The organism is Arthrobacter sp. CP30, assembly GCF_053470025.1.
Genome location: NZ_JBQEMM010000008.1, coordinates 156480 through 170446, shown reverse-complemented (window position 1 = coordinate 170446; position 13967 = coordinate 156480). Strand labels below are relative to the sequence as shown.

The following is a 13967-nucleotide window of genomic DNA, read 5'->3' as shown; positions in this document are numbered from 1 at the left end:
CCCCCGCACAGATTGCCCTGCATGCTCTCCTGCAAGGTCCCCCCTCCTTTTCGTTGCATTCTCTTCCCGTGTTAGGACAACGCCCGTGTCACACAGCACCATCGGACTTTTCGTGGGTCTCCTCCTTGGTTTCGTCGCCGTTTTCGGGGGCTTCCTGGAGTTCCTCGCCGTCATCATCTTCGCCGCCGTCGGCCTGCTCATCGGCCGATTCCTGGACGGCTCACTCGACCTCAACCAGCTCACCGGTTCCCGCACGAAGAGGAACTGATCCATGGATCCCACAACCAGGGCCAGGGACACAGGTTCACGCCGGACCACGCAACAGCAGGCCGGATCCGAGACCGTGGCAGGCCGGGCGCCGCGACATGAAGCGTCAGCGCCGGCAACCCACCCGCTCCCGACAGAACCCGCAGACCCGGCCAACCCCGCAGGCCTTTCAGGTCGATCACCCCACCGAGACACCGACCACAACCCGGCAGAGGCTGCCGGCGGGATCGGCGGGATCGGTGGAATCGGTGGATCTGATAGGGGGTCGCTGACGATGAGCGAGAAGGTCATCGAGAAGCTGGCGGCCCAGAGTGCCCACGAATTGCCTTTCCTCACCGGCGTCGGTGGGGGAGTGCTCGGACTCGGCCGAACTCACGGCAGGGACCGCCGGCCACAGGCGACGGTGAACCTCAGCGGCCGTTACGTGTCAGTTTTCCTCGACGTCGCGCTCGGCTTTCCTTCCGATCTTGCCGCCCGATCGGCAGAGATCCGCCGTCATGTCACCGCCACCATCGAGCAGACCACCGGCCTGACCGTGCGGCGCATCGACATCACCGTTAAGGCACTTTCTTCCCACACGGAACGATCACGCAGGAGCCTCCAATGAGCACCCCAACAACCAGACGCTCGATCCGCAAGCGCCCCAGCCGCACTATCCCGGCCCTCGTCGTCGCCCTGGTCCTCCTCAGCGCCGCTATCGCCGCGATCTGGGCCGGCATCACAGCCCTGACCGGTGGGACCACGGCCGCCATCGACGGTGTCGCCGGCGCTGCGGCCACGCCATGGTCGGCGCAGGCCGCGTACATCCCCTCCATCGCCGTCGCCCTGATTGGCGTAGCTCTCATCATCACCGCCCTGGTCCCCGGCCGCTATGACGCGCACCTCATACACCACGAGGGCAATGCCGAAGCCGCGCTGACCGGCCGGGGACTGAAGACCTACCTCGAGGACCAGGCGAAGGCGATCGACGGCGTCGACACCGCCCGCGTCTCCCTCAAAGGCCGACAAGCCCGAATCCGCATCGGCACCTACGCCCTGGACGGTAGCCAAATCGAGAAGGACGTACACCAAAGGCTCCGTACCCAGGTGAACTCCCTGCACTTGAAAAACACCCCACACATCCGCGTGAACACCAGCACACTCAACGACTAGGAAGAGGCTCCCCCATGCGACACACCGCAGGACGCCTCAACCGCGTCTGGCTCACCATCATCGGCCTGATCATCCTCCTGAGCGCAGGGACCACCGCGACGATCGGTCTCGGACTACTCGAGGGCCGCACCGTCGGCGGCCTCAAGGCACCAAGCCGCGACCAGCCGATCCTGAACCTTCCCGACAATCCAGCACCGACCAACACCATCGCGACTGTCCTGATCGTCGCCGGTCTGATCATCGGTCTACTCTGCGTCCTCTGGCTCTTAGCCCAAGTGCCCCGCAAACACGGAGCATCGGACCTGAAACTTCAGGATCCAGACAACCAGGGGCTGACCATCATGGAGCCGAGCCTTCTCGAGGACGCCATCAGCGACCGCGTGGAAGAGCTCGAAGACATCACCCAAGCGACAACAATTCTCCGCGGATCCTCCCGCGCGCCGGACATCACGATCCGCATCACCACGACGTCACACGCCGACCTGCCACGGGTCGTAGCCGACGTCGAGCACCGCATCAACAACGACCTGAACCTGACTCTTGGCAGAGGGCCAGCATCACTCGGTATCGCCATCGATGTGAAGGCCGACCCCAAGAAGGACAGCTCCGTCACGGTCGAACAGGCCTCGGCCCACCACTAAACTCCCATCAACCACCAGCACCTAAGAATCGAGGAACCCATGAAGAAGATGGCCATCACTATCGTCACCGCCCTCTTCGGCCGGTACATGGAGCGGCGCCGCGTCGCCGAAGGGCGCCCGAAAAAGCCATACCGCCGCCGCTGACCGATCAGCATCCAGACCCCGGCCCACTCCCATGAGCCGGCACCAGAAACACCCATCACACAACACATCATGCGAAGGAGGAGAACATTGTGGGACTCGACGACAAGATCAATAACGCAGCCGAGAAGATCACCGGCCAGGCCAAGGAAGCCTACGGCGACGCGACGGACAACGATCGTCTGCGCGCCGAGGGCCAGGCCGAGCAGTCCAAAGCCGACCTCAAGGACGCCGGCGAGAACGTGAAGGACGCCTTCAAGAAGTAACTGTTCCAGGGTGAAGGCCAGCCAGTGGAACCACGAGGGTGGCCTTCACCCGCATCACGACCAACCACCAAGCATGATTGTCATCGCCACGTCACCGTCACTCCACGGCCACCGACGCCTAAAACTGTTCCCGAGGAATGGTCACCGCTACGCCGTCGCTGTAGGAGTGAGTGCTGTGAGTGGGTCCGGTGAACGGCGCGTTCGGCCGGTGTCGCTCACGGTGGCGAAGCCCTCGCGCGCCCAGTACTCGAACCCACCGATCAGTTCGCGCACGTTCGTGTACCCCGCTGAAGTGAGGATCAGGGCACCACGAGTGCTGCCATTGCACCCCGGCCCCCAGCAATAGACCACGATCGGCGTATCGAGGTTCGCTGCCAGCTCGGCAATGCCTGCTGCGAGCTCCGCGTTAGGGAGATGCACGGCGCCGGGGACACGGCCCTGGCTCCACGACTCAGCCGAACGCGTGTCAATCACCAGCGGGCCGACACCGGACGCACGATCGGCCGCGAGATCCGCAGGGTCAACTTCATAGGCGAGTTTCGAGGCGAAGAAGTCACTCGCAGAAAGAGAAGTAGTCATGCATCAATCGAACCGCGCCCATGCCGTTCGCGGAACAGCTCATCAGCGACAGAACCGTTCCCGGCGGTATGTTCCCACGGTAGATTCAACGTCATGCCTTCGGATCAACGGTTGGACCTCGATGCCACCGATCATGCGATGATTCACCATCTGCAACTAGACGGACGAACGAGCGTCGCGCAGCTCGCCTGAGCCATCAACCTTTCGCCGAGCGCCACCGGCGACCGCCTCCGTCGCCTGACCGACAGCGAAGTCATTACGGGGTATTCGATCACAGTGAACCCCGAAGCCCTCGGCTACACTGTCACCGCCTTTGTCCGGCTGGCCTACCCCAGCGGGAACTACAAGCCCTTCCACAACCTCGTGGCCACCCTGCCCGAAATCGTCGAAGCCCACCACGTCACCGGCGCGGACTGCTTCATCATCAAGGTCCTCGCCCGCTCCATGCTCGACCTCGAACGCATCACCGGACGCCTCGCCACCCTCGGCGGCATCACCACTAGCGTCGTCTACTCCAGCCCCGTTCCCTCCCGCCACATCACCCCTGCCTAGCTGCACTCAGACAGGACGTTGGTTACAGCGGTGATGGGTGCTTTGTTTCCGAGGCTGCCGTGTGACTGGTGGCTGGTGGCCGGTGGTAGTTGTAAAACTGTAGCCAGGAACGCAGGGCATCGGTGCGGACGTGGGCTCACTCTGTCACCGGAGAACGATCGGAAAAGGCCACGACGATACTCAAGCGCGCCGCAGCAGGAGGATCCTCTAGCGGGCTTCTGTAAGAGCGCGCTCAAGAATTCCTTCTCGTATGAGCCGACTGGGAGTTTTGTTTGGCGGAAGGCCCTGAGTGGGGGCTGGTCATTGCTGTTTAGGGTTGGGGTATGGCTGGTGTGGGGGATGTGCTCGAGGCTGTTGGTTTGGTGGTCGGATATGGGGGCACTCCCGTGTGTGGGGAGGTGAACCTCGGTGTGGCAAGAGGTGAGGTTCTCGCGGTGGTGGGATTCAACGGTGCCGGTAAGTCCACCGTCGTCCGCACACTGGCGGGGCGTCAGGACCCGTTGGCGGGGGATGTGCGGGTTCATGGCCTACCGGTGATGCCCGATGCCGTGATGTTCCGCCGGCAGGTCGCCACGGTGTTCGACGAGGACGTGTTTTTCCCGTCGTTGACCGTACGGGAACATCTGCTCCTGGTTGCTCGGGGTCATTCGGTGGGCGCTCCCGAGGAGGCCGTGGATGCCGAGCTGGACTACTTCGGCATCGCGGACCGTGCCCATGCGGTTCCCGATGCGTTGTCTTCCGGGCAGCGTCGGCGTCTGCTGCTGGCTGCCGGTTTCATCCGTCCGTCATCACTGTTGTTCCTCGATGAGCCCGAGCAGCGTCTAGACCCGGTGATGCGCGATGCGTTGTCCCGACGGCTCCGGAAGCGGGCCGATGCGGGCACCACGGTCGTCGTGGTCACCCATGACCCCCGCCTGTTGGTCAGGACGGCGACGTCGTGTCTGGTGATCGACGAGACCGTGACGACGGTGGGCACGGAGCGGGGAGCGCAGATCATTGCAGGCGCCTGACTCTCCGGCAGCACCTCCAGGACCGGCAACGCCCGATGCTGATTCGGTGCTCCTTGCATGGGATGTCGTCCGTTCGACTCGGCGTGCAGCCCGGCAGTACAACAAAGCTCGATCATCGACCCGCGACCTGTTCGTCGATGTGTACTCGAACGCGCTGGCAGCTGTCTGCGTGATGATGATGGTCGGGTCCCTCGTCGTGGCGCTGCGCGAGGAGATCACGGCGAGGAACGTCGGCGACTCCACGCTGGTGGCCGAGCAGTCGCAGGTGGTGCCCGCTGGGATCTTGTGGATGGTGGTGGCGTATCTGGCGTTGGTCGGAGTCGTGGTGCTGGCCCGCAAGCTGGAACCTGTCTCCGTCGGTCAGGCCGAGGCTGCGTGGTGGCTGCCGCTGCCGATCGATCGCTGGCCCATGGTCCTTTCGTCGTTCCTCACGCGATTGGTCGCCGTCGGGTCGATCTCTTCGATCACCTACGTGCCGTTCAGTGTCCTGACCATGTTCGACCGTTCACCCTCGGCGCACGGAATCGCAGCAGTGACCTTCGGAGGCGGTGCCGTCGTCGCTGTTACCGGCGCAGCAGTCCTGCAACTGGCACCAGCGACCACTGGACGGCGGGCGGGGATATTCCTCGCTCTCTTCCCGATAGCCGCCCTACCGTTCATCACCTCCACCGTGTTGCCCCTTGTCCTGGTTGCGAGCCTCGCTGCGGCACTCCTCGCCTACGTGGTACCCCGCGTCGGCGACGTGCGCGGCACCGAGTTGCAGCGTGGCGGTGCGGTGTCGGGCCATGCAGCGGCATCGATCTTCTTTGTCGACCTCAACGAGCTCCGCCGCTCCCTGATGGTTGCGCCCTCGGCACACGTCAGCCGCCGCGGCTCGCGCTACTACGGAGGGCACACCCGCGGGCCACTGGCCGCCCTGGTCCGCGCTGACGTCGTGGCTTTCCTGCGCGTGCAACCACCGCCCACCGCAGCTCTGGTGTGGCTGGGGCTCACCGTCGGCGTCACCGTCATGACGCCGGCCCTCCCTGTGGTCCTTCAACTGACCGTGATCCTTATCGCCGGGTGTCTGGTCACAGCAGGAACGGGGACCGTCGCACGACAGACAGCAGTCACCGCCGAACTCGACGCGTTCCTACCCATCAGCCCGGCCCTGGTGCGGTGCAGCCGAACGCTCATGCCCGCACTCGCGATGGCAACGTGGACGGGCGCCCTGACCGGGGCACTGGTGGTACTCGGTGCCGGCACACCCGTTCTCGTACTTCTGGGTGTCCTCGCCGGCGCCGGCATGGGAGCCGGAGCCACCCGTGCAGCAACACGCCCCCCGACGGACTGGACCACACCGCCGGTAGAGACCCCCTTCGGCCCCGTCCCAAGGAATCAGATGTCCTCGCTCCTGCGCGGAACGGACATGACCGTCCTTGCCATGATCCCGCTCCTCCTCGCCCTCTACCTGGGCGCAGCCCACCCTTGGCTGATCATCGCCCAACTCATCGCCAGCACCACCGCCATCACCGTCCAAGCATCGAACCCCAGCCCCCGCTGAAGGACCCTGCTGCGGGCACCTCAAATGCATCTCCCGGTCTGATAGCTCTACTGGTAGAAGGGCGGCTTCTCGTTCGCCTCGATCCGGACGACGTCGAGACGTGATTCGGTCAGGAGCGTATCGATTGCCGCAGCGTCAGCTCCGATACCAGCCCAGCGGGGGTCAACGTCCGAGGTGATGCACCAGACCCGGTCTAAGGGCCAAATGAAGGCGGGGCTCGGCATGGGGTAACCGGTTTCGGCTGACCACGAGTCTCCGACCGCACCAAAGACCAAGTCCGGGAGCGACACCCTGCAGAGGCCGTACTCACGATTTGGGGTCACCACATGGGGTGTGCGCAGCACGGAGGCAGGAAACTGATCCTCGCCCCATCCATCCCACATCAGCAGATACCCCTCGTTAGGACAGCCAGCGTGCTGCAGCAACACGTCCACCGCGATGCGAAGTTGCTCGGATTCCGAGGGTGCGTCATCTGGCAGGCCGCTGCTCCGGCATGCACCCTCGTGTTCGGGTTGACCCTCATAAGCCGGATCTGGAATAAACCGCAGTCTCGCGTACGCGGGAAAACCAGTCGGGCCTAACGTCACGAGATCCCACCAGCGCTCATCACTCGCCACGATCCACTGGGCGGCCGCAAGGTCCCTGCACGGAGAGAACATCATTCCTTCATACTCCTACTCGACAACCACAACGAGTTGGAGGACATCCGTCCCGCAGCAGGATCGCCCTACGAACCGGTGAGTTAGGCGTCGGCAGCTCTGGTGTCTCTCTCGTGGGCACATGACCGAAGTGATCTACGTGCAAGATTTAAAGCGACTCCTCGAGCCCATTTTCGAGACGATGCCCTGTCCTACAGAACTGCGGCCGTTAACGTTTTGGCTGGAGCGGGTCGCTGACGGGGCGAGGCACTTCCTTCCGATACCCCTATTAAGACGAACGACGCCTGGGTCAGGTGGCAGATACTGGGCGAGGACGGCGGATCGGGCAGTATCCGTTCCGACGATGGCGTTGACGCCCTCGTGCGTCTCGTGCAGAGAGAGCTTCAGGACTTCATCGCCGAGAGCAGTTTCGGGTGGGGAGAGCTTCGTCCCTCCACTACCTGCCCTAGCCGGTCAGTTTGTGCCGCAAGCCGACCCCCATGGGGACATCTGTGGGCCCCTATTCAGGACGTCGGCTCCGGCGCCTCGGGTGCTCCGAGTTGCACTGCCAACTCCATGCAGCGCAGGCGGGCTGGGGAGAAGTCGTAGGGCATGCTCTGGATGACCTCCGCCGCGCTCCTGGCGCGGGAGGCCTCTGGCGGCTTGGGGCCGGGTGCCGCGTCGGCGTCTTCGGGCGGGTGCAGTTCATCCCAGGCGTCGAAGAGTGCGTTCTCCTTCTCCAACTGGCCGGACTCCTCGATGACGCGCATCAGCGCGGTCTCGAAAGCGTGCCGCTCGGCCGCCACCTGCATCACGCGGGGGTCGTCGACGGCGACAGTGTCGTCCAGGGCCGCCTCGGCGGCGTCGATCCTGTCGGACTCCGCCCGCAGTGCCGGATCGGCGGCCAGAGCGAGGAAGCGGCCGGCCTGGACGGCGGCGCCGAGCGGACCGAAGATCCGTTCCGTGACCAGCAGGACGTCCAGGTCGTCCTGGCGGAGCGAGCCCTCGGGCGCGCCCTCGAGGCGGGCGGAAACGATGCCGTCGAGTAGTCCCAGTCGACTGCCGAGCGTCTGCATGCGTTGCACCGAGGCGCGCTTTCGCTGCAACTCGGCCTCCTGGGCGGCGAGGGTGTCCTCCAGTCGAGCGAGGACGCTTGCCATCTCGTCCTCGCCGTCACCGCCGTCGGTGTCACTTGGTGCGCCGTCGAAGGCGTCGCGGATGTCGTCGAGGGAGATCCCGGCGTCGGCCACGCGTCGGATCCAGAGCAGCCGGATGATTTCCTCGTAGCCATATCGGCGGCGGCCGTCGCCGCCCCGCTCCCGCTCGGGAAGCAACCCGACCTGGTGGTAGTGGCGGATCGCTCGGGGCGTGATGCCGACGAATGCAGCAGCGTCACCGATCAGGACTTGTCGGGGTGGGGCCTGGAACGGGTGCATGAAGGACCTTTCGGAGCGGGACGGACGTGCTTCGAGCAGACCACATGACGCTGCGGCAGGTGCAAACCCGATCTCATGAGGCGGACGCTCCTGGACCGTTCCACAGGGGACGGATCAGCGGACGCTGTGTAGGCCCTTTACGATCGGAGGATGATTCCTGAATCGTGGGCGTCGTACTACCGGCAGGACGACGGGGAGCTACTTGGGTACCTCGTTCCTGACGGCGATTTGTTCCTGCCAGTGACGGTCTTCGGGTACGAACTCGGGAAGGCTGTCGATGAATACGATGCGTCCTACGTCCTGGAGAGCATTGGCCTGAGCTATCCGGCCGACACGTGGGCGTTGTCCGTCGCGGACCGTAGTGAGCCGATCAGCGTGCAGATCGTCGAGGCGAGCCCCGAGGTGTTGAAGGTGAAGAGCGTGGACTACGGGTGGGGGCAGGACTACGGCACGATGATCGAGCTACCCGTACCGGAACCGGGCCGACTACGCAGGCGCTGAGGCTTGAATCGATCGCCCTGCAGATCCCGGTGATGGATCCTGGACCGGACGTTGTACCCGGTGGCGGGCACACTGAGCGAATGGCCTTCGATCGTTTCCCGATCCGAAGCCTGACCGAGCACCCCGCCCATACCCTTGATCGCCGGGCCTGGCCGGCGATCTTGGCGCCAATGACGACGATCCTTGATCACGGACTCGATAATGGTCCAGCAACTGCCCTGGTCGGTGAGAACGGATCCGGGAAGTCCACGATCATCGAGGCGATAGCTCTGGCCTACGGGCTGTCTCCCGAGGGAGGGTCGACCGGAGCACAGCACCGGACGCGTTCCACAGAGTCGGTTCTAGCGGATCATCTTCAACTGGTCCGCACCGCCGGCACCACCCGTCGCGGGTACTCCCTGAGGGCCGAAACCATGCACGGGTTCTTCACGTACCTTGAGTCACATCCGAGCACGAACGGCCCGGACGTTCCTTTTCATGAGATGTCCCACGGTGAATCGTTCCTCGAGCTAGGTGTGGTTCACCGCATCACGGCTGACTTCCTGCACGCAGCTCTGGAGGGGCTGCGTGCAGGGTCGGCTTATCGTGTGTCGGTGGGGCGGCGTGTAGCGCGGCTGCTGCTGTGCGAGCGGAGGTGCTCCGCTTCCTGCTCGCTGGAGTAGTCAGCGAGGTGCTCCTGTACCTGGCGTTCGACCTGGCCAGACATCGATTCGCTGACCTGGTCGCTGACGCGGTCTGCCATCGCTGCTGCGGCGGCCTTGCGTTGGGCTGACTGCCAGGCGCGGTGCTCGCCGTGGAACGCCTTCGCGGTGGCGATGCACATGAGGAGCATGACGACGCTGAAGGGTAGTGCTGTGAGGATCGCTGCGGTCTGGATGGAGCTCAGACCCGTGTCACCGACCAGCAGCAGGGAGATCGCTACCAGGGCGGCGAGGCCGGCCCAGAACACGCGGATCCAGTTCCGCGGGTTGGGATCGCCGCCGGTGGAGATCATGCTCATCACCAGGGCCCCGGAGTCCGCGGACGTGATGAAGAAGATGGCGATGAGGAGGATCGCGCCGATGAGCAGTGCTGGGCCGCCGGGCAGCTCACCGAGGAGACCGAAGAGAGCGTTCTCGGTGTCCACCGATCCGTCCTCTGCGATCAGGCCGCCCTGACCGAAGATCTCCCGGTAGATCGCGGAACCACCGAGCACGGAGAACCAGAGGAACCCGAGCGTCGTGGGGACCAGCAGCACGCCGGCGACGAACTCGCGGACGGTGCGGCCCTTGGAGATCCGGGCGATGAAGATGCCGACGAAGGGTGCCCATGACATCCACCAGCCCCAGTAGAACGTGGTCCAGGCCGCCTGCCAGGCCTCGCCCTCGGCACCGGAGAACGCGAGGGTGTTGAACGTGAGGCCCACCACGTTCTGCAGGTAGTTGCCGATGGACTGGACGAACTCACGCAGGAGGAATAGCGTGGGCCCGGCGAAGAGGACCACGAGCAGCAGGACACCGGCGAGCACCAGGTTGATGTTGGACAGCCATTTCATGCCCTTGCCGACCCCGGAGATGACCGAGACGATGGTCAGCGCCGTGATGCAGAGGATCAGGCCGACCTGCGTGGCCTTGGTCGCGGCGAGGATCCCGACGGTGTCGAGTCCGGACGAGATCTGCAGTACACCGAGTCCGAGCGAGGTCGCCACGCCGAAGAGGGTGCCGACGAGCGCGACGACGTCGATGGCGTGGCCCCAGCCGCCTTTGACGTGATCACCGAGGAGCGGCTCGAGGGTCCAGCGGATGGAGATGGGGCGTCCCCGACGGTGGACGGCGTAGGCGATGGACAGACCGACGACCACGTAGATGCTCCATGCGTGCAGCCCCCAGTGGAGGAAGGTCTGCGTGATGGCCTGCTGCCCTAGCTGGACGTCAGTGCCCGTGACCCCGGGGCGCGGGCTGGCGAAGTGGTTGAGCGGCTCGGCGACGCCCCAGAAGACCAGCCCGATGCCCATGCCGGCGGCGAAGAGCAGCGCGAACCAGGACATGACGGAGAACTCGGGTTTGTCGTCGTCCTTCCCGAGGCGGATATCGCCGTAGCGGCTGAACCCGACCCAGAGGGAGAAGGCAACGAAGAAAGCGACGAGGGCCACGTAGTACCAACCGAAGGCACCAATGACGTTCTCCTGAATGCCGGCGAACAACGAGGACGCGGAATCAGGGGCGATCAGCGCATAGGCCACGAACAGCACGATGAGCGCCGCCGCGGGAACGAAGACCGGAAGCGCCAGACGCGCGGAATGGACGGGCTTCGTGCGGGCGGGCTTCGTACGGGACGTCGGACGGGCGGAGTCGGGCGGGCCGACGACACCCTCTTCCCTGTTCTTTATACTCACGGCAGTTCTCCTTCGTCGATGCGTGGCGGGCTCATTGAACATCCCGGCCCGCACTCCGGACAGGATGACGGGTAGAAAGCCTACAGACGGCATTCGTGTCGAGGACTTGGACCAAGGCGTCTACGGCACCTAGCGCCTGGGCGGAGAGGCACGGCACGCACCGGCAGGCGAACGCCGTTTACGCGTCATGGCAGCGATGCGCGGGGGTTGCATGGCAGGTTCATCCTGTAAGGGCATCGTGGGCCAATCGTTATCTCCCCGCTCTCACCCGAGGGGCAATCCGGGCTGTGGGCCACTGGTGTTCCCGTGGATGCCATGTCGGCGGTGGCCCGACAGGATTTTCTCGAGGCCTACGTGTCGGCTCATATGCGGGTCGCTCCGATGATCGTATGCAGAGTGGTGCGGATGCCTACTGATCCTTGAGCGGGACAAACCATCATGCCGATGCGGCCTGTACCCGCTCCTGTTCCGTCGTAGGACTTACGGGCTGCGCCACGTAGGTGTACCCGTTTGCCGGGTAGGTGATTCGGGGCTGCCGTGCCTGGTTCGGGGGTGGCGGATCAGTAGTCGTTGCTGTTCCTCGTGCGGGTGATCGCGCGCAGATGGACGTTCCTGGAGAGGCGGATCACGGGGCGGACCAGGAGTTCGATCGATCCGATCAGGAACAGCCAGGTCCCCGCCGTCGTGGTGCTCTCCTGGAAGAAGAGGATGCTGCCGATGATGAACCAGAGCGCGACCAGGATGTCGTTCACGATCGACAGGACTTCGTACCTGTTGTGCACGACCAGTTCCCGTCCACCCAGTGGTACGTCCATATCGTCGCCCTCAGAGATCGCCCTCACCGACCGATACTCGTGCTGATGGTCGTCCTGATGCTGTTGATCTTCTCGGTGAGGTTCCGCTGGATCGTGTCGTCCATGGGGGAGTTCTCGACCGCGGTGCGGACACGCTCGAGCTGTTTGTCGAGCTGCGCGTTGAGCGGGGTGGTGGTGGACAACGCGGCGCCGGTAAGAGTGGCTGTGGTGTGGATCTCGGAGAGCATGTCGATGGTGCGGTTGGCGGTCCGCGGGTCGGTGAAGGCGTAGGTGATGAGTTGATCCATGACGAGTTCCACGAGATCGGTGAAGGTGGGTAGGTGAAGCTTCACCCGGGGTACCCCGTCGCCGTCGGTGAGCGTGCGAGGCCCTGTGGACCGGCCGGCGAGTGAGCACAGCAGCGCCGAGATGTGGCTCAGCGCGTGGACGGCGGTCGTGGGGTCGTTCACCCCGGGGGAGAGAGCTTTGTCGGTCACGTCCAGGAGCTGCTGCAACCCGAACGACGGATCCTGTGTCGAGGTGCGCTCGAACCCTGTGCTGAAAGCTCCGAGGATCTCCTCCGACACTTTTGCGCTCTCGTGATCCTCGAGCGGAGTGCCGTCGGCGGCCCAGAACCGTCCAACGGGAACGGATTCGATGAGGGAAGTCCCCGGGCTGACGTCGACGCTGACGAAAATACCTCGGCGGGTAGCGATGTCCAGGAGGCCGCCCTCGTCGACCCGGGTCAGGAAACCCGAGCGCGGGCTTCGCAGCAGCCCCCTGTTCGTTGGAGAACGTACCTCAAGGGGTGTTGTGTCCAGGGGTTCGGGGTAGATGCGCTCGAGGCTGTGTTCGGTTTCGCGGTGCACGTCGCGGAGCATCGTTTCGACCCGGATCTGCCGCGCGAGGTGGGCCAGGAAGAGGACGAGGCCGACGACGCTGGCAAGGGTCAGGAGGAACGCTGTGGTGACGGCGATCTCCGGGACGAAACTCTCTCCTGCGCTGCTCTGCACCCGGATGCTTCTCAGGACGGTCAACGCGAACACGAAAGTCGTCAGGAACAGCGCCAGGGTGTTGTGGACGAACCGGTCCCGGGTGAAGGTGCGCAGAAGGCGGGGGGAGAACTGGCTGCTGGCCAGTTACAGAGTCACCACCGTCAGGGAGAACGTCAGCGACGTCACGGTGATCGTGGAACTGGCGATCGTTTCCAGTAAGGACCGGGCCGCTTCCGGGCCCCCGCCGAACAGCACACCGGACACCGCCGCCGGAAGGGGGTCATCCACGCGCTCATCGAGGAACGGAAGAGCCTGCCCGAGAACAACTGCCACCAGCACCGCCGCCAATGGGACCGGCCACAACTGGGCGCGCAACGACTCCCGAACAGACTGCCCATCCACACGACTCATCTCAGAACACCCCTCATATCGTTGCCCTCATCTTTGTCCCATCCGCCGTCGATAGTGCCGTCCAGCCACCGAGCGGCAGCCACGTGGCAGCTTGCTGACCGAGAAGCTGACGGTGAATCTGCGAAATTGCACTGCCTGCGCCGCGGGTAGCGGTGACACCCGGGCGTTACGAAGGGGTGGGACAACGACGGAATCGCTCGGGGAGGTAGGGCTGGTATCGCTCGAGTGTGCCGTCCAGGACGGGGATCGTGAGCTCAGTTGTTTCGCCGTCGCCTTCGCCCGTGATGGTCGTGTTTGCTCCTGGTGCGTCTCCTGCTGTGTCGAAAACTACCTCGTATGCCTCAAGGGATCCAGCGAGCCCTGAGGAGGAACTCGGCGACGAACACCGCCCAGAACATCCACCCCACGACGGTGAAGTACAGAATCATGCCGGAACTGGTGGCCATAATCTGCCCCAGCACCACGAACAGGAAGATGACACCCAGCGGGCCGGGCCCACGGGCCTGTCCAAGCGAGCTGCCACGACCTCGGTGCGGAACAGACCGCTCTCGCGTCCCCCCGGTACTTCTTTCTGTTTCTGGCGCGGAGTCAGCGTCGTCTGGTCTCTCCGCTATCACCCACTTCACGTTCCTCAGCGTCGAATAGCCGTCCATTCGAACGGAATCGT

At 64.4% G+C, this 13967-nt stretch carries 15 protein-coding genes and 1 pseudogene; 10 read left to right on the top strand and 6 right to left on the bottom strand.

Going from position 1 to position 13967, the window contains the following annotated elements; genetic code table 11:
* Positions 1 to 85: 85 nt before the first annotated feature.
* From ACTIMO_RS12245 to ACTIMO_RS12225, 5 genes are all read left to right on the top strand, one after another.
* Positions 86 to 268, top strand: a complete 183-nt coding sequence (locus tag ACTIMO_RS12245; RefSeq protein WP_448182586.1) for a DUF2273 domain-containing protein — start codon at positions 86 to 88, stop codon at positions 266 to 268.
* Between the two features lie 3 nt (positions 269 to 271).
* Positions 272 to 874: an Asp23/Gls24 family envelope stress response protein gene (locus ACTIMO_RS12240; protein WP_448182585.1), complete on the top strand. Its 603-nt coding sequence runs from the start codon at positions 272 to 274 to the stop codon at positions 872 to 874.
* Entirely contained in the window at positions 871 to 1419 is a 549-nt protein-coding gene (locus ACTIMO_RS12235) for a DUF6286 domain-containing protein (RefSeq protein ID WP_448182584.1), read from the top strand. The genes ACTIMO_RS12240 and ACTIMO_RS12235 overlap by 4 nt, the downstream gene beginning before the upstream one ends.
* Before the next feature lie 14 nt (positions 1420 to 1433).
* A complete protein-coding gene (locus tag ACTIMO_RS12230; RefSeq protein ID WP_448182583.1) occupies positions 1434 to 2060 on the top strand; it encodes a hypothetical protein in 627 nt (208 codons plus the stop codon).
* A gap of 233 nt (positions 2061 to 2293) precedes the next feature.
* Positions 2294 to 2467, top strand: a complete 174-nt coding sequence (locus ACTIMO_RS12225) for a CsbD family protein (RefSeq protein WP_448182582.1) — start codon at positions 2294 to 2296, stop codon at positions 2465 to 2467.
* Positions 2468 to 2614: 147 nt separating this feature from the next.
* On the opposite strand, the gene ACTIMO_RS12220 is transcribed toward ACTIMO_RS12225, so the two are convergent.
* Complete coding sequence (locus ACTIMO_RS12220; RefSeq protein ID WP_448182581.1) at positions 2615 to 3046, bottom strand: rhodanese-like domain-containing protein; 432 nt, start codon at positions 3044 to 3046, stop codon at positions 2615 to 2617.
* 276 nt (positions 3047 to 3322) lie between these two features.
* Here ACTIMO_RS12220 and ACTIMO_RS12215 point away from each other — a divergent pair, with 276 nt between their 5' ends.
* The 3 genes from ACTIMO_RS12215 (at position 3323) to ACTIMO_RS12205 (ending at position 6151) form a co-directional block, all read left to right on the top strand.
* On the top strand, positions 3323 to 3598 hold the full coding sequence (locus ACTIMO_RS12215; protein WP_448182580.1) for an Lrp/AsnC family transcriptional regulator: 276 nt from the start codon (positions 3323 to 3325) through the stop codon (positions 3596 to 3598).
* A gap of 332 nt (positions 3599 to 3930) precedes the next feature.
* A complete protein-coding gene (locus ACTIMO_RS12210; protein WP_448182589.1) occupies positions 3931 to 4608 on the top strand; it encodes an ABC transporter ATP-binding protein in 678 nt (225 codons plus the stop codon).
* Positions 4609 to 4654: 46 nt separating this feature from the next.
* The gene (locus ACTIMO_RS12205; protein ID WP_448182579.1) at positions 4655 to 6151 is read left to right on the top strand and encodes a DUF6297 family protein; all 1497 of its coding nucleotides are present in this window, start codon (positions 4655 to 4657) and stop codon (positions 6149 to 6151) included.
* 47 nt (positions 6152 to 6198) lie between these two features.
* On the opposite strand, the gene ACTIMO_RS12200 is transcribed toward ACTIMO_RS12205, so the two are convergent.
* Together ACTIMO_RS12200 and ACTIMO_RS12195 are read right to left on the bottom strand one after the other, a co-directional pair.
* Entirely contained in the window at positions 6199 to 6813 is a 615-nt protein-coding gene (locus ACTIMO_RS12200) for a hypothetical protein (protein WP_448182578.1), read from the bottom strand.
* A gap of 500 nt (positions 6814 to 7313) precedes the next feature.
* Positions 7314 to 8225, bottom strand: coding sequence for a MerR family transcriptional regulator (locus ACTIMO_RS12195; protein WP_448182577.1), 912 nt, complete (start codon positions 8223 to 8225; stop codon positions 7314 to 7316).
* Positions 8226 to 8375: 150 nt separating this feature from the next.
* On the opposite strand from ACTIMO_RS12195, the gene ACTIMO_RS12190 reads away from it, so the two are divergent.
* Together ACTIMO_RS12190 and ACTIMO_RS12185 are read left to right on the top strand one after the other, a co-directional pair.
* On the top strand, positions 8376 to 8726 hold the full coding sequence (locus tag ACTIMO_RS12190) for a hypothetical protein (RefSeq protein WP_448182576.1): 351 nt from the start codon (positions 8376 to 8378) through the stop codon (positions 8724 to 8726).
* 32 nt (positions 8727 to 8758) lie between these two features.
* Entirely contained in the window at positions 8759 to 9388 is a 630-nt protein-coding gene (locus tag ACTIMO_RS12185) for an AAA family ATPase (RefSeq protein ID WP_448182575.1), read from the top strand.
* Here ACTIMO_RS12185 and ACTIMO_RS12180 read toward each other — a convergent pair.
* The 3 genes and pseudogenes from ACTIMO_RS12180 to ACTIMO_RS12170 form a co-directional block, all read right to left on the bottom strand.
* A complete protein-coding gene (locus tag ACTIMO_RS12180; protein WP_448182574.1) occupies positions 9307 to 11100 on the bottom strand; it encodes a BCCT family transporter in 1794 nt (597 codons plus the stop codon). The genes ACTIMO_RS12185 and ACTIMO_RS12180 overlap by 82 nt on opposite strands.
* A 560-nt stretch (positions 11101 to 11660) precedes the next feature.
* Positions 11661 to 11915, bottom strand: a complete 255-nt coding sequence (locus tag ACTIMO_RS12175) for a YrhK family protein (RefSeq protein WP_422391934.1) — start codon at positions 11913 to 11915, stop codon at positions 11661 to 11663.
* Positions 11916 to 11938: 23 nt separating this feature from the next.
* A pseudogene (locus tag ACTIMO_RS12170) lies at positions 11939 to 13300 on the bottom strand (DUF2254 domain-containing protein).
* Positions 13301 to 13967: the final 667 nt, after the last annotated feature.